Below are 18,908 nucleotides of genomic sequence, written 5' to 3'. Positions count from 1 at the left end.
CGGGCGCGCGCCATCCCCGACTGTCTCATCCCTTAGCGGCCGGCAGATAGCCGATCAGTTCGTCCGTGTTCATCACATTGGCATAGATCATGTGCAGCCGCTGGAGCTCGCTTTCGTGCAGCGCCATGGAGCCGGCGGCGCAGGCGTCATCGACGACGATCACGTCGAAGCTTTCGTCGGCGAGGCTGCGCACCGTCGAGGAGACGCACTGGTCGGTGAAGATGCCGGTGCACACGACATGGGTGATGCCCATATTGGCGAGCACGAGCCTGAGATTGGTGCCGGTCAGCGCGCTGTCGGTGGTCTTGGTGACGACGATCTCGCCGTCGCGCGGGGCGATCTGCGGCAGGATCTGCGAGGCCTCATCGTCCTTCGGCAGCAGCAGGTTGTTCCAGCCGGGCTTCTTTTGGCTGAGCGACCGGTCGCGGCCATCGGTGCGCAGACAGGCGATGCGCGCGAAGAGCACGTCGAGACCGAGCGTGCGGAACCGCTCCAGCAGACGCTGGTTGTTGGGGATGACGGTGCCGTACATGCGCTCGTGGAACGGCGTCCAGGCGTGATAGCGGGCAAGGTCGCCGGCCGACAGCGTCGCCGGGTCCGGGCGGTCGAGATAGGTGTTCTGCATGTCGATGACGAGCAGCGCCACCTTGCCCTTATCGAGCACCGGATCCTCGGGCTCCGGCGCGCCCTGGTAGTAGAAGGAACGGCGATCGGTTTTCCAGCTCATGCGATGATCCTCATGCTTCGGCCTGGCGGCGGCGCACCAGCATGATGACAAGCCCGCCGGCAAGCAACAGGGCGGCGGCCGAAAGCGTGCTCATCGTGCCGAGCGCCGGGACCATCGGGGAATAGCCGGCGACCATCTTCGAATAGAGCCATTTCGGGATCGTCGAGTCGACGCCCGCGGTATAGAGCGAAAGCGGGAAATTGCCCCAGGAGAGCAGGAAGGCGAAGAGCGCGCCCGACCAGATGCCCGGCCAGAGGATCGGCAGGGTGATCTCGCGCAGGATGAACCAACGGCTTGCGCCGAGGTCGCGGGCGGCTTCCTCCAGCGTCGGGTCGAAGGAATAGACCTGGATCGCGATGACCAGCGTCACCACCGGCACGATCCAGACGAGATGGGCGACGACGGCCGTCTGCCAGCTCGGATTGATGCCGAGCGCATTGAACCACAAGAGGAGGGCGAGCCCCAGCACCGGCTGCGGAAAGAAGACCGGCAGAAGGATCGCCTTCTGAAAGAGCTTGCGGCCCTTCCAGTCGTAGCGGGCGAAGGCGAGCGCGCCGAAGAAGGCGAAGACCACCGAGACCAGCGTGACGATGAAGGCGATCAGCAGCGAGTTCTGCACCAGCGTCTGGATTTCCAGCGAGGCAAAGGTCTTGCCCCACCATTCGGTCGAAAAGATGCGGATGGGGAAGGCGAAGTAGCGGCCCTTGGACAGCCCGGCCAGCGCGCCGCAGACGATCGGCAGGTAGATGGCGAGAACGACGAAGGCGGTCCAGAGCTTGACGAAGGCGCGGGCGCGGATCTGCGAGCGGGTTTCCATGTCTCACTTCTTTCCGAGAATGCGGTCGAGATCGAGCTTCGACAGGACGTAGAGGGCAAGCCCGCTGACGATGATGACGAGCAGGATGGCGAGCGCGGAACCCAGCGGCCAGTTCTGCGCATAGGTGAAGGCGACCTCGATGTCCTGGGCGATGGTGATGACCGACTGGCCGCCGAGGATCTTGGATTCTGCGATGGCGCCGGCGCCGAGCACGAAGGTGAGCAGCATGCCGATCAGGATGCCAGGCATGGCGAGCGGCAGCTCGATCTCGCGCCAGATCATCAGCCGGCCCGCACCCAGGTCACGGGCCGCATCGACGAGATCCTTCGGGATCATGGCGATGCCGAGCGACATCGGAAACAGCATGAAGGGCAGATAGACGTAGAGCATGCCGAAGAGAATGGCGCCGGGCGTGTAGAGGACTTCCGGGCCGCCGGAAAAGCCGAGCCATTTCAGGCCGCCGTCGAGCACGCCGTTCTTGATGAAGAACAGCACCCAGCCATAGAGACGGACGTTCTCCGAGACGAACAGCGGGAAGACGAAAAGCACGCCGACGAAGCCCGACCATTTGCCGAACATGCGGTTGAGGCCGTAGGCGATCGGATAGGCGATCACCGCCAGAAGCACCACGGTGGCGAATGCGTAGGCGAGCGACCAGGCGAACGACATCCACACCGTGTTGGAGGTGTCGAAGATCGCCGCGAAGTTGGCGAAGGTGAAGGAGCGAAAGACGTCAAAACTCTTCGGCGTGGCAAAGGCGTAGGCGGCCACCGTCAGCAGCGGAGCGAGGAAACCGAGCACGAGCAGGATGACGACGGGGCCGGCGGCGCGAAGGCCGGCGGAGATTGCGGGCAGCGCACTGGTGCGGCTTGCCGTATCCTCATGGGTAACAGCCGCCATGTCAGTCTCCCACCACGATCGCGTCGCTGGCGTCCCAGCCGATGGTGACGGTGTCGCCCGCGGAGATGCCGGCGACTGCCGTGCGGGCAGCCTCGACGAGATAGATCCGTTCGCCGGAATGCACCTGGTACTGCATGCGCGAGCCGAGCGAATACTCGTTGTAGATCTTGCCGGTGATCAGGTTGTCGGCGCTCGAGGGGCCGGTGACGAAGCGCATGGTTTCCGGCCGCACGATGACGGTCGCGGTGTCGCCGATCGCTTCGCCGACCGGTGCGACGATGATTGCCCGCCCATCGCCGAGCGCCCAGTCGCCGTCGCCGTCACGCTTCACTTCGAAGCTGTTCACCTCGCCGAAGAACTCCGCGACGAAGCGTGTTGCCGGCTTGGTATAGATTTCCTCCGGCGTGCCGATCTGCACGAGGCGGCCGCGGCTCATCACGCCGACGCGGTCGGACATGACCATGGCTTCCTCGAGCGAGTGGGTGATGTAGACGAAGGTCTTGCCGCTTTCGCGGTGCAGGTCCTTCAATTCCTTTTCCAACACCTTCTTCAGCTTGTAGTCGAGTGCCGACAGCGGTTCGTCGAAGAACAGCACGTCGGGATCGTAGGCAAAGGCGCGGGCCAGCGCCACGCGCTGCTTTTCGCCGCCCGAGCAGCGCATCACGTTCTTGGAATAGTAGCTCTCGGGCAGGCGCACCATGCGCATCAGCTCGAGCGCGCGGGCCTTGCGCTCGGCGGCCGGCATCTTGCGCACCTTCAGCGGGAACTCGATGTTCTCGCCGACGGTCTTGTGCGGAAAAAGCGCCAGCGACTGAAAGACGAGACATGTCGGCCGCTTGTCGGCCGGCACGTCGTTGATCAGTTCGCCACGCAGGGTGATGTAACCCTGCGACGGCGATTCCATGCCCGCCAGCATGCGCAGAAGCGTCGTCTTGCCGGACCCGGAGGGTCCGACAATGGTGACGAACTCGCCCTCCTTGATGTCGACATTGATGCCGTCGACCGCGGCGAAATCGCCGAAGATCTTGCGGACATCGACCAGCTGCAGAACCGGTGCCGTTGTGGCCTGGACTGCGTCTTCGGTCTCCGATGGGGTGTCGGTCAGGGTGGGCGAGATCATCGCAAGGCTCATTTCGTTTGCTCCGTCGGGACAGGACCGGCTCAGCCGCGCAGGCGCTTGGCCGCCGTCATCAGTTCCAGTGCCTTGTCGTAGTCGGGCACGATGTCGTACTCGGCCGAACGCGCCATGTCCTCTTCAAGGCTGTCCCACTGGATGGCGTCCAGCTCGTCCTTGGTGAAGAGTTCAAAGCACTTCGGATTGCCCATCTGGCTGACCGGGTTGAAGGTGCCCTCGGCAAAGGCCACCGTGTGGGCGACTTCCGGATCCTGGACGTATTTGAGGAATTCGACGGCGAGCGGCGACAGATCCGGATTGTTGACGGTGGAGGTGATCTCGATCCAGGAAATGCCGCCCTTGCCGTCGATCGGACCCTTGAGCGGGGTGATGGCCCGTAGATTCGGGTAACCATCGGCGCGGGCCGGCGATACGGAATAGGTGCCGCCCGTCATGTAGAGGTCGATTTCGCCGGACACGAGTGCCTGGTTGAGCGAGGCCATGTCGCCGACCATCTTGGCGCCTTTGAACACCTTCTCGGCGGTCGCAGAGAAGGCCTTGAATTCCTCTTCCGTGTGTTCCTTGAACGGATTGATGCCGGCGATCAGGAAGATGTTGAAGACGTTCCAGTCGTCGGACTCCTGGATGCCGTACTTGCCGGCGAGCGAGACGTCGTTGAAGAGGTCCCAGCCCTGTTCTTCCGCCGTCGTCTTGCTGACCTTGTCGGTGTTGACGACGAAGCTGTAGGGCCCGAAGCGCTGGGCCATGCCGAGTAGGTCCTTGCCGTCGTCGCTCATCGCCCAGCGATAAGGCGCCTTGAAGTCGGGCAGCATGGTGTCGAAAAAGGGCTCGAACTCGGCGCGCGGCAGCGGCTTGATCAGGCCGGCCGGCGCCATGACCTTGCGGGCCCAGGGATTGTTGACGTTGATGAGGTCCCAGATCTTGGTCTCGCCGGCGCGCAGCCGGTTGATCATGGTCGGGTCGTTGGTCAGGCTCTCGGCCTTGACGGTCGCCGACTGGCTGGAGCGGAAGGGATCGAGCACCTGCGCGGAATTGTAGCCTTCCCAGCACAGGATGTTGAGCTCCTTCTCGCGCGCCGCGAAGGCGCGGGTCGCACTTGCGAGCGGTCCGGAGAAAGCGGCCGCGCCCATCATCTGCATCATGTTGCGTCTGGAGATTTTCATCATTGTCGTTCCCCTTGTCATGGCCGGATTGATCGGCTCGTGGATGCCTTATGTTGGAAGTGTGTCGCAAAAATGTGTGGTTTACAACATGTATTTTGTTGTTCATTGTGCGTTGCGCAATGAGGCTATCGGGAGCATCCGGGTATCGTTCCCAATTTCGTGACGCAGCTTGAAATCCGCGTAATCACGCGCATTTGCTTTGCATTCCTTTTGTGCAGACGGCGTGGCGACGTTTTAATCTGACGCACGAAATTGATGCAGGTGCGACACTCAATTTGTGGAAATCACAACAATAAAGCGAGCAGGACATGTTGAAGTCACTTCAGGGCAAAACCGTCATCGTGACCGGCGCAAGCCGGGGTATCGGCAAGGGTATCGCCTTGCGTTTCGGGGAGGCGGGACTGAATGTCCTCGTCGTGTCGCGCAGCCGGGCCGATGCTGACGGGGTGGCGTCAGAAATCGGAGCGAATGCCTCGGGATTTGCCGCGGATGTCAGCACCGAGGAAGGGTGCAAGGCGATGGTCAAGGCAGCCGTCACCCGCTACGGCGGCGTGGACGTACTGTGCGCCAATGCCGGCATCTTCCCGGCGGCCAAGCTGGGCGAAATGACGGCGGCCGATTTCGACCACGTCATCTCGACCAATCTCAAGAGCACCTTCCTCAGCGTCTCGTCGGTGCTACCGGCGATGACCAGGGCAGGTGCGGGCCGTATCATTATCACCTCTTCGATCACCGGACCGATCACCGGCTATCCGGGCTGGGCGCATTACGGGGCGAGCAAGGCCGGCCAGCTCGGTTTCATGCGCACGGCGGCGATCGAACTGGCGCCGAAGAACATCACGGTCAATGCCGTGATGCCGGGCAACATCATGACGGAAGGCCTCGAGGGCAATGGTCCGGATTACATCGCCGCCATGGAGGCTTCCGTGCCGTTGCGCCGTCTGGGCACGCCGGCAGACATCGCCAATGCCGCCCTGTTCTTCGCCTCGGAAGAGGCGGCCTACATCACCGGCCAGTCGATCGTCGTCGATGGCGGCCAGATACTGCCGGAATCGGTCGGCGCGCTGGAAGCGATGGGCTGAAAACGGAAGAAGCCGGGCGAGACCGTCGCCCGGCTTGCCTGCGAGGTCTTCAGGCGCCTCAATGCAGCTTGAGAATGCTGTCCAACGTACCGGTGAAGAGATCGGCATCCTCGACGGAGAAGCACAGTGGCGGACGGATCTTCAGCGTTGCGCCATATTTGCCCGCAGCCCCGATGAGGATCCCGTTCTGCTTCAGCTGGTTGATCGCATGGGTCGCGAGCGCGGTGTCCGGAGCGCCGTTTTCCGGGTCGACGAAATCGAGGCCGATGAAGAGGCCCGCGCCACGGACCTCACCGATTTCCGCATGGGTCGCCCACAGGTCCGTCAGCGACTGCCTGAAATAGGCGCCGACCGTGTTCGCGCGCGCAACCAGTTCTTCCTCTTCGATCACCTTGAGGACGGCGTGACCGGCCGCCGCCGCCACCGGGTTTCCGCCGAAGGTGTTGAAATAGCCCGTTTCCTCGCAGAACGTCTTCAGGAGTTCCGGTCGGGTCACGACGCCGCCCATCGGGAAGCCGTTGCCCATGGGCTTGCCCATGGTGACGATATCCGGCGTCACGCCGTGCCGCTCGAAGCCCCAGAGTCCCCCACCCGTACGGCCGAAGCCCGGCTGGACCTCGTCGGCGATCAGCAGGCCGCCGGCGCGATGCACGACATCGGTGGCCGCCTTCAGGAAGCCCGCGGGATCGGCATAGATGCCGTCGCTCGAAAAGATCGTATCGATGATAAGCGCGGCAAGGCCGATGCCGCGCGAGTTCAGGTCCGAAATCGCCCCTGCGACCGAGGCCGCGAAACTTTCCTCGACGCTCATGCCGTCGCGGGCGGTCGGCGCGGGGATGATCGCCACGAAGGGGGCAGGCTTGCGCTTGCGCAGCGAGGAGGGGGAGATCTCCGTCACCAACGCCGTGTTGCCGTGATAGGCGGCCTCGGTGACGATGAAACCTTCCGCACCGGTCGCGATGCGGGCGATCCGCATGGCGAGATCGTTGCTCTCGCTGCCGGTGCAGGTCATCACCACATTGCTGAGACCCGCCGGAAACGTGGAGAGCAGCTTTTCGCTGTAAGCCTCGACGACGCGATTGAGGTAGCGCGTGTGGATGTTGAGTTCGCCGACCTGGCGTGCAACGGCCTCGACCACTTTGGGGTGGCAGTGGCCGACCGACGGTACGTTGTTGTAGACGTCGAGATATTTGCGGCCGTTGACGTCATACATGTAGGCGCCCCTGGCGCGCACCATCTCGATCGGCTGCTCGTAGAAGAGAACGGAGGAGGCGCCGAAGGCGGCCTGGCGCCGGGAAACGCGCTCGGCGAGATCCGGCGGAAAGCCTTCCGTCCGGGATGCATCGAAGCGGTTGAGGTCGAGGATTTCCTTGGTGGCGGTGCTCATTGCAGCCTCCTCAGCCGTGTTCTGCCAGGTAGCGCTCGGCGAGCGCCACGGTGCCGTCGGTATAGGCCGTGTCCATGGACTGCGCCGTGGGGGTCTCTGCATGCGAGGCGATCCACGCGGTGAGTTGCATGCGCCGAAGCATGATGAACATCGGAAGTGCCGCCTCGTGTTCCGGACCGAGCGGCGCGACGCGACGGTAACCTTCCAGCCATGCTGCCATCAATTCGGGGATGAAGGGCTCATGCTCCATGAAGCTGATCGCGGCGGCGAAGTCATAGGCGAACCAGGAGAGGCCACAATCGTCGAAATCGATGACGCCGAGCCGGTCGCCCTCGACCAGCAGGTTGGCGGCCCGCATGTCGCAGTGAACGAGGCCGAACCGGTCGGCGCCGTATCCATAGGCCCGGGTCTGCCTTTCCAGGAGCGCGTGGGTCCGCTCGAGAACCGCCTTGCCGTCAGGCGTCAGACCGAGGGCGGCGCGCCAGTCGCCCCAATAGGCGCCGCCGCCGATGATGCGCTCGAAATCCCATGTCTTGCGGATGAAGCGCTCCGGACGCGCCCAGCTTCGGCTGTGACCATGCAGGCGAGCATTGATCTCGCCCAGCGTCCGGTACCATTTCGCCAGGTCGGCCTCGGCATCCGGCTCCTTGCCGGCCATGAACTCGAAGGCAACGGCGCGGCGCATCGTCTCTCCGTCTGAAAAGACCTGCAGCAGATTGCCGTCGCTGGCCGCCATGGGCCGGGGGGTCGCAACGATTCCCGCCTCCCGCAGGGCCTCGATCCAGGCAAGTTCGGAGAGGATCTCCGAATCGGTGTGATAGTCGGGGCGGTGCACCCGGATGATCAGGTCGCGCCCGTTCCCCGGATCGGTCAGCCGGAACGTTGCGTTCTCGGAAATCGTCAGCAGCCTCAGACGCGAATCGGGCGAGGCGCCCCAGGCTGGGGTGAGGTCCTGCAGGCCGTGCTCAAGTCTGGAAAGGAAATCTGCATCGTACAACAAATCGGCTGCCTCAATCGCATTATAGTTGGCAAATCCAACATCATTAATGTTGGATTTGCAACATAAAAGATGTGAGGTCCATCTTCACATATGGCAGCGAATGCTGGCAGGAAGGCCGTCAGGCCGCTCTATTCTCGCTTGGCGGTCACGGAAAGAGTTTGTGAAGAGCCTTGTTCGGGTGGCGGTTTCATGCAAACCGGAAGGTCATCCGTCAGAAAACGCGCGATCCGTCAGCGGGTATCGCAGCACAAGTCCGTCTTCGGAGGTTCAAAATGCAGATTGCCATCGTCACCGTGTCGGATCGCGCCAGCAGTGGTGAATACGAGGATCTGAGCGGTCCGGCGATCGAGGGCTGGCTGAAGGAAACGGTCGTTTCTCCCTATGAGATCGTCCGGCGCGTCATTCCCGATGGTGTCGCCTCGGTCAGGGACACGCTGATCGCGCTCTGTGATCAGGAGGGCGTGGACCTCATTCTTACAACCGGTGGCACCGGACCTTCCCCGCGGGACGAAACGCCGGAAGCGATGCGCGAGGTTCTGGTGAAGGAACTGCCGGGTTTCGGCGAACAGTTGCGGCGTGCAAGCCTCGAACAGACGCCGACTGCCATCCTGTCGCGCCAGACGGCCGGCACGCGCGGCAAGACGCTGATCATCAATCTCCCGGGCAAGCCGAGCTCGATCCGTTTCAGTCTCGACACTATCTTCGCCGCAGTGCCCTATTGCCTTGACCTGATCGGCGCGGGCCGGATCGAGACCGACCCTGCCAAGATCAAGGCATTCCGCCCGCCCGTTTGAAGTACTGCTCGATACATCGTATCCACTGCATTCACTAAATATCGAGGGCTATCCTTTTTGTGAATTCCGTGGCACTCTGAGCAGGCTGGCGAACCCGCCCCCCTTACTTCGCCGGCAATAATCTCCCGCCTTCTTCGTGGAGGCGGGTTCTTTTTGATCGCATGCGATCGATGGAAAGGACCCTTGGGCGGGCGACACCCCCGACGTTTATCAGAACGCAGCCCATGCCGACCCGACGGCTTTTCGAATCAGCGGTAATCGCTACCCGTTGCAGGTGGAGTCCCGGCAGTTTTCGGTACGTGGCTCAATTGGCCGACCGGCACGCAACGGCGCGCCCGTGTCCGTGGAAAACCGGCCATGTGCATTGATCTCCCCCTCTTAAGCGGCCGAGCAAGTCCGGCAAAAAAGGCGGACGGTCATATCTGCCTTAAAATGTCTAAGGCTCGGGAAAATATGTATTTTCCTGAAATTTTCGGCGATCCGGCGCAACTGCATCGCGGCCGATGTTAACCATTTGTTAACCATCTCGAAGGTACCAAGGATAACCAATTCTTAACGCAGATGACCAAAGTGCTAACAGACGCCCGCTCGATCCGAATCAAGGGCCGCTCCTTTCTGGCGGTGGTGTTGTCGCCCGACCTTCCCCTCGAGGACTGGTTGGTGCGGCTCGACGATCTTGCAGCGCGCTCTGCCGGCTTCTTTCTTGGTCGTCCCGTCGTGCTCGATGTCACCGATCTGGAGATCGACCGTCCGCAATTGAAGGGGCTGATCGCCGAACTCGGCCGCAGGAATGTGAGCGTCATGGGCATTGAGGGCGGGCGGCCATCGCTGGTCGAACCCGGAATGCCCCCGGCGCTGAAGGGCGGCCGGCCGGCGGCGGATTTCGAGGTGGCCGTCGCAGAACCGGCTAACGAGGCTGCCGCCCCGGCAGAGGCCGCCAAGCCTGAGCCGCCGGTGACGCGCCAGGCGCTCCAGTCGCTGATCATCAGCGAACCGGTCCGCTCGGGCCAGTCGGTGATCTTTGCCGATGGCGATGTGACCATCATCGGGTCCGTCGCTTCGGGCGCCGAGGTGATCGCCGGTGGTTCCATACACATCTATGGCGCCCTTCGGGGGCGCGCGATGGCGGGATCGATCGGAAATGCGAGCGCGCGGATCTTTTGCCGCAAGCTCGAAGCCGAACTGGTCGCCATCGACGGCATCTACAAGATGGCGGAAGACATGCCCCAGAACCTCCGCGGACAACCGGTCCAGTGGTGGCTCGAAGGCGAAACGATCATGGCAGACAAACTCAATTGAGCCGCAGCCGGCCGAAGACAGGAGAGCAAGATGGGGAAGGTAGTGGTCGTCACTTCAGGCAAGGGCGGGGTCGGCAAGACCACCTCGACGGCCGCATTGGGTGCTGCCCTCGCACAGAGAAATGAGAAGGTCGTCGTCGTTGATTTCGATGTCGGCCTGCGCAACCTCGACCTCGTGATGGGCGCCGAGCGTCGCGTCGTCTACGATCTGATCAACGTGATCCAGGGCGATGCCAAGCTTCCGCAGGCGCTGATTCGCGATAAGCGTCTGGAAACCCTCTTCCTCCTGCCGGCTTCACAGACCCGCGACAAGGACAACCTGACGCCGGAAGGCGTCGAGCAGGTCATCAACGAACTGAAGCGCTATTTCGACTGGGTCATCTGCGACAGCCCGGCGGGCATCGAGCGTGGCGCGACGCTTGCCATGCGCCACGCGGACATGGCCGTGGTGGTCACCAATCCGGAAGTATCGTCGGTGCGCGATTCCGACCGCATCATCGGCCTGCTGGACTCCAAGACGGCAAAGGCGGAGGTCGGCGAACGCATCGAGAAGCATCTTCTGCTGACCCGTTACGACGCGGCCCGCGCCCAGCGTGGCGACATGCTGAAGGTCGACGACGTTCTGGAGATCCTGTCCATTCCGCTGCTCGGCATCATCCCGGAAAGCATGGACGTCCTGCGCGCCTCCAACATCGGTGCGCCGGTGACGCTGGCCGATGCGCGTTGCGCTCCGGCAATGGCCTATTTTGATGCGGCACGCCGGCTGGCGGGCGAAGCCGTGCCGATAGAGATTCCCGGCGAAAAGCGCGGGCTCTTCGGCAAGATCTTCGCGCGGAGGGCGGCATGAGCATATTCAGTCTGTTCCGTAAGCAGAGATCGGCGCCGATGGCGCGCGAACGCCTGCAGGTCCTGCTCGCCCACGAGCGTGCTTCGGTCGGATCCGACCTCGTCGCCGTGCTGCGGGAGGAAATCCTCGCCGTCATTGCCAGACACGTCCAGGTCGATGGCGATCGCGTTCAGGTCAAGATGGATCGTGACGAGCACGTCTCGATCCTCGAGATCGAGGTCGAAATCCCGCTCGACGCGGCACGCCTCGCTGCCTGAGCTTTGAAGACAAACGGAGCGCCGTAGGGCGCTCCGTCCGAGTCCGGGTCATGCGTTCACAGCGCTGCAGACCGCCTCCACCCCTAGCGTCGCTTCGGCGCGACGGCCAGCACGTTCCGGATCGAGAAGCTGGAATGAATGCGCAACACGCCCGGAAGCTTGGCAAGGATCTCCTTGTGGATCCGTTCGAAATCGCCTGGCGTCTCCACCTCGACCCGCAGAAAATAGTCGGACCCGCCGGTCATCAGGTAACATTCACGGATTTCCGGGTGTCTCCTGACGGCCTCCTCGAAGCGGTTGAGGTGGTCCTCGGTCTGCCGTTCCAGAGTGATGTTGATGATGACCGCAATCGCGCTGGTCTCGTCGCCAAGTCCGACCAGCGCGGTATAGCCGCGGATCACCCCGCCCTTTTCCATCAGGTGAATGCGACGCAGGCAGGCGGACGGGGATAGCCCGACGGCCTCGGCCAGCTTCGTGCTGCTGATGCGGGCGTCTAGCCGCAGCATGCGAATGATATTGCGGTCTATGGCGTCCAAGGCTTGCAAGGGAATTTTCCGATTTCGCGCGTGAATCTATCACTACGGTCAAGAATTGCTCGTTATTTGCATGATTTGCAAGTTTCACGATTGATATTTGCGTTACAGTTTTCTCAGGTTCTTACGGAGTGGCTTGATGGACGCGCAACGCTTCAAGGTATCGGCAAATGTGGGGTCGGCCGGACGGCTGACGATCGATCTCTCAGCCCTCCGGGCGAATTATCTCCGCCTCTGCGCAACGGTGGCTCCGGCTCGCGCGGCGGCCGTCGTCAAGGCCAACGCCTACGGTCTCGACGTTGCGCGTGTTGCACCGGTGCTCGACGCGGCCGGTTGCCGCGATTTCTTCGTCGCCCAGTATGGCGAAGCCCTCGAATTGAAGCCGCATGTTTCGGCAGAAGCCCGCATCTACGTCCTGAACGGTCTCCTGCCTGGTTTTGAAGGCGATTGCGCGACCCGTGGCATCGTGCCGGTGCTCAACTCCCTGGAGCAGGTGGAAAACTGGAACGAGCTGGCAAAGGCCCGCGGCCAGAAACTGCCGGCGCTGCTGCAGTTCGACACCGGCATGTCACGGCTCGGCCTGTCGATGGAAGAAGCTGTCCTTCTGGCGCACCAACCCTCGCTCCTGGATGGCGTCGACGTTCTCTACATCATGAGCCATCTTGCATCGGCCGATGAGGCCGAGAGCCCGCAGAATGCCGCGCAGGCGGCTGCGATGCGCGAATTCGCCGAGCTCTTCCCTGACCATCAGCTGTGCTTCGCCAACTCGGGCGGCATCTTTCTCGGGAGTGACCTCCACGGCGCGCTCGTGCGCCCGGGGATCGCCCTCTACGGCGGTCGCCCGACCGATGTCATCGACACCCCGATGCAGCCGGTGGTCAGCCTCGACGTGCCCGTCGTCCAGACCCGCACGGTGCCCGCGGGAACGCTGGTCGGCTATTCCGGCGCCTATGTGGCGAAGGCAGAACGCCGGCTCGCGACCTTGTCGGTCGGTTATGCCGACGGCCTTCCCCGCTCCCTGAGCGACCGCGGTGCAGTCTCTTGCGACGGTGTTCGCCTGCCGATCGTCGGCCGCGTCTCGATGGACAGCCTGATCGTCGACATCAGCGATCTGCCCGCCGGCCGGTTGAAGCTCGGTGATCACGTCGAAGTCATCGGCCCGCATCAGTCTCTGGAAGACCTTGCGGCGGATGCCGGAACCATCTCCTATGAAATCCTGACCGGCCTCGGTCGCCGCTTCCAGCGGCGCTATCGCTGAGCTCCATCGAAACTGGGTCTGCCATGAAAGTCACTATCCTCGGTGCCGGCGTCGTCGGCGTAACCTCCGCCTATTATCTCGCCAAGGCCGGTCATGAAGTAACCGTCATCGACCGTCAGGCGGGTCCGGCTCTGGAAACCAGCTTCGCCAATGCCGGCGAGGTTTCGTTCGGCTATTGCTCACCCTGGGCCGCACCCGGGATCCCGCAGAAGGCGCTGAAGTGGATCTTCATGGAACACGCGCCGCTGATCCTTCGCCCGAAGGTCGACGGGGCGATGATCTCCTGGATGCTCAAGATGCTGTCCAACTGCACGTCCTCGCGATATGCGATCAACAAGAGCCGCATGCTCCGCCTCGCGGACTACAGCCGCGTTGCCCTTGCCGAGGTCCGCAGCGAGACCGGAATTGCCTATGACGAGCGGATGCAGGGAACCCTGCAGCTCTTCCGCACCGAGGCACAGCTCGACGCCTCCGCAAAGGACGTAAAGGCACTGGCCGCGGACGGCATTCCCTATGAAGTCCTCGATCCGGAGGCCTGCATTCGCGTCGAGCCGGCCCTGCGCCATGTACGCGAAAAGATCGTCGGCGGCCTGCTGACGCCGAAGGACGAAACCGGCGACTGCTTCAAGTTCACCAACGCGCTTGCCGCGAAGGCCGAGGCTCTCGGTGTCGTCTTCGACTACGGACGCACCATCAAGTCGATTGTCGTCGAAGGCGGCGAGGCCAAGGGTGTCGTGACCGATCGTGGCGTGACAAGATCCGACGCGGTTGTCGTCGCGCTCGGCAGCTTTTCGCCGCTGATGGTCAAGCCGCTCGGCATCAGCCTGCCGGTCTATCCGGTCAAGGGCTACTCGCTCACCATCCCGATCACCGATGCGACCCGCGCCCCGGAATCGACCGTCATGGACGAGACCTACAAGATCGCCATCACCCGCCTCGGCGATCGCATCCGCGTCGGTGGCATGGCGGAAATCTCCGGCTATACCAACGATCTCGGCCTCGCCCGACGCCGTACGCTGGAGCATTCGGTGACCGACCTGTTCCCGGGTGGAGACGTGTCAAAGGCCGACTTCTGGTCGGGCCTTCGTCCGATGACGCCCGATGGAACGCCGGTCATCGGCGCGACCAAGGTTCGTGGCCTCTACATGAACACCGGCCATGGCACGCTGGGCTGGACCATGAGCTGCGGTTCGGCCAAGGTGCTGAGCGACATCGTGACCGGCAAGACGCCGGAAATCGAGACCAAGGATCTGGCAATCGCCCGCTACAACTGAGCCGGAACGAGCGGCAATTGACGGCCGGCACGAGGCTTTCGCTGAGGACGAAGGCGTCTGCCGTGTCGTCTCCACTCGCGGCAACGGCGCGATCTGTGCCATAGTGAACGCCTTCTCACGAAAGCGATTCCATGCCGCAGACGACAAACCGTATCGATTCCCTGTTTGAAAACGAGGGCGCGAAGAACCCGCTTGCGGTGCTCAAGCAGGTCTACGGCTATCCCGCCTTTCGCGGAAGGCAGGCCGAGGTGGTCGAGCGCGTAGTGTCCGGTGGGGACGCCGTGGTTCTCTTCCCGACCGGGGCCGGCAAGTCCCTGTGCTTCCAGATCCCGGCCCTCTGCCGCGATGGGATCGGCATCGTCGTTTCCCCGCTCATTGCCCTGATGCGCGATCAGGTCGAGGCCCTCAGGCAGTTGGGCGTGCGCGCTGCCGCCCTCAACTCATCACTGTCGCGCGAGGAGTATGTCGAGGTTCGCCGTGCGATCGACAGAGGAGAGCTTGATCTCCTTTATGTCACCCCAGAACGTATCGTCACGTCGGGCTTCAAGGACATGATCGGCAATGCCCGGATCGCGTTGTTTGCGATCGACGAAGCACATTGCGTCTCCCAGTGGGGCCATGATTTTAGGCCGGAATACCGCGAACTCGGGCGGCTCGGCGAAGACTATCCGGGCGTGCCGCGCATCGCATTGACCGCGACCGCCGACCCTCACACGCGCGAAGACATCATCGACAAGCTCGGTCTTCACTCGGCCGAGGTCTTCACGACCTCCTTCGACCGCCCGAACATCTCCTATGAAATCGTCGAGCGTGATCAGCCGCGCCAGCAGCTCCTGCGCTTCCTTTCACGCCATGAGGGATCGAGCGGTATCGTCTACTGCCTCTCGCGTGCGAAGGTCGAGGACACAGCCGAATGGCTGAACACGCAAGGCGTTCGCGCGCTGGCCTATCATGCCGGCATGGAGCGCCCGATCCGCGATGCCCATCAGGACGCCTTTCTGAAGGAGGAAGGGCTATGCCTGGTCGCGACCGTGGCCTTCGGCATGGGCATCGACAAGCCCAACGTGCGCTATGTCGCACATCTCGACTTGCCCGGATCCGTCGAGGCCTATTACCAGGAAACCGGGCGCGCGGGCCGCGACGGCCTGCCGTCCGACGTCTGGATGGCCTATGGCATGGCCGACGTCATCCAGCGGGGGCGGATGATCGATGAAGGCGGCTCATCCGACGAGGTGAAGCGTGTGGAACGCGCCAAGCTCAACGCCCTGTTGGCGATCTGCGAGACGCCGGGCTGTCGGCGCCAGGCGATCCTTGCCCATTTCGGCGAGCCGCATCCCGGCGGCTGCGGCAACTGCGACACCTGCCTGAAGCCGGTCGAGACCTGGGACGGAAGCGAAGCGGCCATCAAGGCGCTGGCGGCGATATACCGGACCGGCGAACGCTTCGGTACGGGACACCTGATCGACGTCCTGCTCGGCGTCGAAAACGAGAAGACGATTCGCTTCGGGCACGTGGACATGCCGGTCTTCGGTGTCGGCAAAGAGCTTTCGTCGAAAACCTGGCAATCGGTTTACCGTCAGTTGCTTGCTGCCGGCCTCGTCAGTGTTGATCATTCGGCCTTCGGGGCGCTTCGTCTTGAGCCGGACGCCCGGGCCGTGTTTCGGCGCGAACGCGAGGTGCGCTTCAGGAAGGACCGTCCGACAAGCGGCAAGGCATCGAAAGGGGCATCGGCGAGTTCCGCCAACGCACGGTCGATATTGGTGGGGTCGGATATGGAGCTCTTCGAGGCCCTTCGGGTGGCGCGCATGGCGATCGCGAAGGAGCTCTCGGTTCCGCCTTATGTCGTCTTTCCCGATACGACGCTGGTCGCCTTCGCGACCGACCGTCCGACGAGCCACAAGGCTCTCCTCGGCATCTCCGGCGTCGGCCAGTCGAAGCTCGAACGCTACGGCGACGCCTTCCTCGAAGTGATCCGCTCGCACCAGGAATGACCGTACAAGCCGATCAGGTTCGGACCGGCTGGGTCTCCGTTGTCGCGGCGGCGGCAGCCGGCGACGGCGGGCGCCGTGGCGGACCGACGTCCGGCATGCGCGACTGGTAGTATTTGTCATAGGCATTGCGGAACTTCTCCGGCCCCCCGAAGTCGCTGTATCGGGCGAGCTGATCCATGTCCGTCTTGTTGAGAAGCACGCCGAGGATCTTGGAGGCGATCAGAGGTTCGGCATCCAGCAGATCGGAAACCAGGCGGGTCGGCGTCTTGCCCCACTCCACGACGAACACGAAGCCATCGACCTGTCCGGCAAAAGCCTTGGCATCAACGACAGGTCCGAGCGGAGCAAGGTCGACGATGACATAGTCGAAGACCTGGCGGGCGCTGTCGATGAGGCTCGACATGCCGGAAGACGCCAGAAGCTCGTTGGTGTGCGGAAGCTGCTCGCCATAGGGGCGCGGCAGGATCGGTAGGATGGCGAGTTTCGATTGCGGGTCGACCCGGACGAGGCTGGTCCAGGACGCATCGCCGATGACGGCCTCCACGAGCCCGGCCTTGGGAACGGGCCTCAGCATGCGGCTCAGCCTCGGATTGCGAAGATCCGCATCGATCAACAGGGTGCGCTTGCCGCTTGCCGCGAGAAGCGCTGCGAAATTCGCCGCGACCGTCGTTTTTCCCTCGCCTGGCAGCGCCGAAACCACGCCGATGACGCGGCTCGCCCGGCCCTGAAGAACGATGTCGCAGGCGAGCTTGGCGTTTCTCAGTGTCTCAGCAAAGGCGGAACGCGGCGCCTCGAGAACGAGACGCGTCATACGCTCGAGCGGCAGTTCGGGCGGCGGCTCGGGCGCAGGTTCGCGACCCCGCTTTATCCATGCATTGAGCCTGTCAAATGGCTTCTTCTGCGCGGCTCCGACAAGCGGCAGGTAGCCGAGCGGTGTCTGGCCGAGCACGGAACGCACGTCGCCGCCGAGCCGGAAATATCGCTCGCGTATCTCCTGCACGAAGGCGAGCCCACCGCCGGCCATCAGGCCGAGCACGACAGAGAGCGCCAGGACCATCGTTTTCTTCGGACTCGACGGTGAAACGGGCACACCCGCCTCTGATATGACGCGGGCTTCTGCAATCGGGAATGACTGCTGTTGCGAGGCCTGTTCGTAACGGTCCAGATAGGACTGGTAGAGCGACTTGAGTGCCGTCGCCTTCTGTTCGAGTTCGCGCAGCTGAACGAGCGACTTGTTCGCCTCGGAATTCTTTCCAGTGACCCCCGCGATGCTTTCCCGCAGCGACTTCTCCCGGGACTGGGTCACCTCGAATTCGTTGCGGTAGCCGTCGGCGAGGCGCTGGATTTCCTGGAAGATCTGCTGGGCGACGTCGCTCTTCTCCGTCTTGAGCGCGACCGCTTGCGGGTGGTCGGCGCCGAAGCTTCCGGTCACCTCGCGTTCGCGTTGCTCGATCGACAGATAGCGCCCTCGCAATTCGCGGATCACGGTGTTATCCGTCTCTCCCGAGCCGATCATCGCATTCTTGACCGCATTGTCCGGGCCTTGGTCGATGATCGCCTTGAACTGGTTGTAGCGCGCCGAGGCCCGTGCCACGTCGGCCTGGGCGATGATCAGCTGGCTGTTGAGGTCGGTGAGCTGCTGTTCGGACATCAGCTCGCCGCGCGTGGATGTGAGCCCGTTCGCCGCCTTGTAGCGTTCGGCCTCGAGCGAGGCCGCCTGGCCCCGTTCGCGAAGATTGTCGAGCCGGCCCTGCAGCCACACGGAGGCGCGCTCGGCGGCGTCGAAATTGGCGTTGAGCTGGTCTGCCAGATAGGCATCGGCATAGGCGCGAGTGACCTTGGCGGCGAGCTGTGGGTCTGGCGAGCGATAGGAAAGTGCCACGACCGCACTGCGGCCGACCCGTTCGACCGCGATGCCCTGCTGCAGCATGGCGGCTGCCTTCTGTCGCCGGCCTTCGAGTGCCGCCTCGTCGGACACGGCGGAGAGAAAGAGGCTGACCGTCCCGCGCAACCAGGACTTGGCTGTTCCCGCCAGAGATTTCGGGGGATCGAGAATGGTTTCATTGTCGGCAAGCCCGGCCTCGTCGACGACGCGCAAGGCGAGCTTGTTCGATTTCAGGATTTCGACGGCGCTGGAGATCTGTGTGTCTGCCTGCTGTTTGCTCTGTTGGGAGGCGAGTTCCTCTTCCGCATAGCGGGAAAGCTTCTCGTCGAGCAGGATCTGCGTCATCGAGGTATAGATGGGGGTGGTGACGAGCAGGTATGCGATACCGAGCACGACGAAGACGGCGGTGGTAAGACCGATCGTCGTTGCACGCCTCAGGATCGAGGCGAACAGCCGGTCGAGATCGATGAAGGAATCGGCGTCGTCCTTTTCCCGGTGCAACACGCCGTTCAATGGCAGGGTTCTCTGGTTCATGGGCGCGTTCGTCTCCAAATGGGGGT

General features: G+C 63.0%; 17 protein-coding genes. 8 read left to right on the top strand and 9 right to left on the bottom strand.

Translation table 11 applies throughout. The annotated features are described in order from the left end of the window. Positions 1 to 25: 25 nt before the first annotated feature. Genes HHL25_RS21015 through HHL25_RS20995 form a run of 5 tightly spaced genes read right to left on the bottom strand, consistent with a single transcriptional unit; the run spans position 26 to position 4,745 of the window. Positions 26 to 727: a cysteine hydrolase family protein gene (locus HHL25_RS21015; RefSeq protein ID WP_169595196.1), complete on the bottom strand. Its 702-nt coding sequence runs from the start codon at positions 725 to 727 to the stop codon at positions 26 to 28. Between the two features lie 10 nt (positions 728 to 737). Continuing rightward, positions 738 to 1,544 (bottom strand): ABC transporter permease, encoded by an 807-nt coding sequence (locus tag HHL25_RS21010; RefSeq protein ID WP_169595195.1) that lies wholly within the window; start codon positions 1,542 to 1,544, stop codon positions 738 to 740. 3 nt (positions 1,545 to 1,547) lie between these two features. Further along, positions 1,548 to 2,444 (bottom strand): ABC transporter permease, encoded by an 897-nt coding sequence (locus HHL25_RS21005; RefSeq protein ID WP_169595194.1) that lies wholly within the window; start codon positions 2,442 to 2,444, stop codon positions 1,548 to 1,550. A 1-nt stretch (position 2,445) separates the two neighbouring features. Continuing rightward, the gene (locus HHL25_RS21000) at positions 2,446 to 3,576 is read right to left on the bottom strand and encodes an ABC transporter ATP-binding protein (protein ID WP_169595193.1); all 1,131 of its coding nucleotides are present in this window, start codon (positions 3,574 to 3,576) and stop codon (positions 2,446 to 2,448) included. A gap of 29 nt (positions 3,577 to 3,605) precedes the next feature. Then, positions 3,606 to 4,745 carry an ABC transporter substrate-binding protein gene (locus tag HHL25_RS20995; RefSeq protein ID WP_169595192.1) on the bottom strand — a complete coding sequence of 380 codons (1,140 nt, stop codon included), beginning with the start codon at positions 4,743 to 4,745 and terminating at the stop codon, positions 3,606 to 3,608. Between the two features lie 305 nt (positions 4,746 to 5,050). Between HHL25_RS20995 and fabG the strand changes: the two genes are divergently transcribed. After that, entirely contained in the window at positions 5,051 to 5,824 is a 774-nt protein-coding gene (gene fabG, locus HHL25_RS20990; protein ID WP_169595191.1) for a 3-oxoacyl-ACP reductase FabG, read from the top strand. A gap of 58 nt (positions 5,825 to 5,882) precedes the next feature. On the opposite strand, the gene HHL25_RS20985 is transcribed toward fabG, so the two are convergent. Beyond that, a complete protein-coding gene (locus HHL25_RS20985) occupies positions 5,883 to 7,211 on the bottom strand; it encodes an aspartate aminotransferase family protein (RefSeq protein WP_169595190.1) in 1,329 nt (442 codons plus the stop codon). Between the two features lie 10 nt (positions 7,212 to 7,221). Next, positions 7,222 to 8,211 carry a phosphotransferase enzyme family protein gene (locus tag HHL25_RS20980; RefSeq protein WP_169595189.1) on the bottom strand — a complete coding sequence of 330 codons (990 nt, stop codon included), beginning with the start codon at positions 8,209 to 8,211 and terminating at the stop codon, positions 7,222 to 7,224. Positions 8,212 to 8,483: 272 nt separating this feature from the next. Between HHL25_RS20980 and mog the strand changes: the two genes are divergently transcribed. From mog to minE, 4 genes are all read left to right on the top strand, one after another. Further along, positions 8,484 to 9,005 (top strand): molybdopterin adenylyltransferase, encoded by a 522-nt coding sequence (gene mog, locus HHL25_RS20975; protein WP_169595188.1) that lies wholly within the window; start codon positions 8,484 to 8,486, stop codon positions 9,003 to 9,005. Positions 9,006 to 9,566: 561 nt separating this feature from the next. Further along, positions 9,567 to 10,304, top strand: coding sequence for a septum site-determining protein MinC (gene minC / locus HHL25_RS20970; protein ID WP_169595187.1), 738 nt, complete (start codon positions 9,567 to 9,569; stop codon positions 10,302 to 10,304). Positions 10,305 to 10,334: 30 nt separating this feature from the next. After that, on the top strand, positions 10,335 to 11,150 hold the full coding sequence (minD, locus tag HHL25_RS20965) for a septum site-determining protein MinD (RefSeq protein ID WP_169595186.1): 816 nt from the start codon (positions 10,335 to 10,337) through the stop codon (positions 11,148 to 11,150). Continuing rightward, the gene (gene minE, locus HHL25_RS20960; protein ID WP_169595185.1) at positions 11,147 to 11,407 is read left to right on the top strand and encodes a cell division topological specificity factor MinE; all 261 of its coding nucleotides are present in this window, start codon (positions 11,147 to 11,149) and stop codon (positions 11,405 to 11,407) included. Before minD ends, minE begins: the two co-directional genes overlap by 4 nt. Positions 11,408 to 11,490: 83 nt before the next feature. On the opposite strand, the gene HHL25_RS20955 is transcribed toward minE, so the two are convergent. Further along, positions 11,491 to 11,952: an Lrp/AsnC family transcriptional regulator gene (locus tag HHL25_RS20955; RefSeq protein ID WP_169595184.1), complete on the bottom strand. Its 462-nt coding sequence runs from the start codon at positions 11,950 to 11,952 to the stop codon at positions 11,491 to 11,493. A 127-nt stretch (positions 11,953 to 12,079) separates the two neighbouring features. Between HHL25_RS20955 and alr the strand changes: the two genes are divergently transcribed. From alr to recQ, 3 genes are all read left to right on the top strand, one after another. Further along, on the top strand, positions 12,080 to 13,198 hold the full coding sequence (alr, locus tag HHL25_RS20950) for an alanine racemase (RefSeq protein WP_169595183.1): 1,119 nt from the start codon (positions 12,080 to 12,082) through the stop codon (positions 13,196 to 13,198). Between the two features lie 23 nt (positions 13,199 to 13,221). Further along, positions 13,222 to 14,472 carry a D-amino acid dehydrogenase gene (locus HHL25_RS20945; RefSeq protein WP_169595182.1) on the top strand — a complete coding sequence of 417 codons (1,251 nt, stop codon included), beginning with the start codon at positions 13,222 to 13,224 and terminating at the stop codon, positions 14,470 to 14,472. 131 nt (positions 14,473 to 14,603) lie between these two features. Continuing rightward, on the top strand, positions 14,604 to 16,463 hold the full coding sequence (recQ, locus tag HHL25_RS20940; RefSeq protein WP_169595181.1) for a DNA helicase RecQ: 1,860 nt from the start codon (positions 14,604 to 14,606) through the stop codon (positions 16,461 to 16,463). A 13-nt stretch (positions 16,464 to 16,476) separates the two neighbouring features. On the opposite strand, the gene HHL25_RS20935 is transcribed toward recQ, so the two are convergent. After that, positions 16,477 to 18,882 carry a polysaccharide biosynthesis tyrosine autokinase gene (locus tag HHL25_RS20935; RefSeq protein ID WP_169595180.1) on the bottom strand — a complete coding sequence of 802 codons (2,406 nt, stop codon included), beginning with the start codon at positions 18,880 to 18,882 and terminating at the stop codon, positions 16,477 to 16,479. Positions 18,883 to 18,908 lie beyond the last annotated feature (26 nt).

The organism is Rhizobium terricola (assembly GCF_012927355.1).
Taxonomy (GTDB): domain Bacteria; phylum Pseudomonadota; class Alphaproteobacteria; order Rhizobiales; family Rhizobiaceae; genus Allorhizobium; species Allorhizobium terricola.
This window is presented reverse-complemented; position numbering and strand designations above follow the sequence as displayed.

Bases quoted from the DNA above. Each gene is read 5' to 3' on its own strand.
- HHL25_RS20935 (WP_169595180.1), bottom strand. From the start codon at position 18,882: ATGAACCAGAGAACCCTGCCATTGAACGGCGTGTTGCACCGGGAAAAG.
- HHL25_RS20985 (WP_169595190.1), bottom strand. From the start codon at position 7,211: ATGAGCACCGCCACCAAGGAAATCCTCGACCTCAACCGCTTCGATGCA.
- HHL25_RS21005 (WP_169595194.1), bottom strand. From the start codon at position 2,444: ATGGCGGCTGTTACCCATGAGGATACGGCAAGCCGCACCAGTGCGCTG.
- fabG (WP_169595191.1), top strand. From the start codon at position 5,051: ATGTTGAAGTCACTTCAGGGCAAAACCGTCATCGTGACCGGCGCAAGC.
- HHL25_RS21000 (WP_169595193.1), bottom strand. From the start codon at position 3,576: ATGAGCCTTGCGATGATCTCGCCCACCCTGACCGACACCCCATCGGAG.
- HHL25_RS21015 (WP_169595196.1), bottom strand. From the start codon at position 727: ATGAGCTGGAAAACCGATCGCCGTTCCTTCTACTACCAGGGCGCGCCG.
- HHL25_RS20945 (WP_169595182.1), top strand. From the start codon at position 13,222: ATGAAAGTCACTATCCTCGGTGCCGGCGTCGTCGGCGTAACCTCCGCC.
- alr (WP_169595183.1), top strand. From the start codon at position 12,080: ATGGACGCGCAACGCTTCAAGGTATCGGCAAATGTGGGGTCGGCCGGA.
- minD (WP_169595186.1), top strand. From the start codon at position 10,335: ATGGGGAAGGTAGTGGTCGTCACTTCAGGCAAGGGCGGGGTCGGCAAG.
- recQ (WP_169595181.1), top strand. From the start codon at position 14,604: ATGCCGCAGACGACAAACCGTATCGATTCCCTGTTTGAAAACGAGGGC.
- mog (WP_169595188.1), top strand. From the start codon at position 8,484: ATGCAGATTGCCATCGTCACCGTGTCGGATCGCGCCAGCAGTGGTGAA.
- minC (WP_169595187.1), top strand. From the start codon at position 9,567: ATGACCAAAGTGCTAACAGACGCCCGCTCGATCCGAATCAAGGGCCGC.
- minE (WP_169595185.1), top strand. From the start codon at position 11,147: ATGAGCATATTCAGTCTGTTCCGTAAGCAGAGATCGGCGCCGATGGCG.
- HHL25_RS20995 (WP_169595192.1), bottom strand. From the start codon at position 4,745: ATGATGAAAATCTCCAGACGCAACATGATGCAGATGATGGGCGCGGCC.
- HHL25_RS21010 (WP_169595195.1), bottom strand. From the start codon at position 1,544: ATGGAAACCCGCTCGCAGATCCGCGCCCGCGCCTTCGTCAAGCTCTGG.